General features: G+C 53.4%; 1 protein-coding gene. It reads right to left on the bottom strand.

All coding sequences use genetic code 11. The features are described 5' to 3' along the window. Window positions 1-72: 72 nt before the first annotated feature. The coding region (locus tag Q1A40_RS22960; RefSeq protein ID WP_300006095.1) for a group II intron maturase-specific domain-containing protein at window positions 73-481 on the bottom strand (409 nt) is incomplete at its 5' end.

Here is a 481-nt window from a genome sequence, read left to right as displayed (position 1 = left end):
AGTAGGAGGCGGGATCACTCCCGCCGTCCTCTCACACCACCGTACGTACGGTTCCGTATACGGCGGTTCATGTTAACGCTGGAACTGTCTGTGTTGTTCAAGTAGTGACAGCAAGCCTGCCCTTCTCAGTAACGAGACTTTTATCGCCTGATTCATATGGCGGGCTCCCGAGTTCCACCATGCCCCTCTTTGGTTGCACGCTGAACGCCACGCCCTTTCTTCCGTTAATCCCGCTTGCATTAATTTCTTCGCTCGCGTTCGGGGCCGCTTCCATTGCCTCCATAAGAGGCAACGTAACTTCCTGTTTATCCAGCTATCCAGTTCTCCCAGTACACCTTTCACTTCTGTGTAACGGAAGTAACTTATCCAGCCTCTGAGGACGGGCCTGAGTTTATTGATGACCACTTTTACTGACGCCGAGCTGTGCCCTGTGGTCAGGCTGCGGAGTTTATCCTTCAGCCTTGCCACACTCGTGTCTGCC

Source organism: uncultured Cedecea sp. (assembly GCF_947498825.1).
GTDB lineage: Bacteria > Pseudomonadota > Gammaproteobacteria > Enterobacterales > Enterobacteriaceae > JGM124.
Note: the sequence above shows the minus strand (reverse complement) of the source record. Positions and strands in the feature narration are given on the sequence as shown.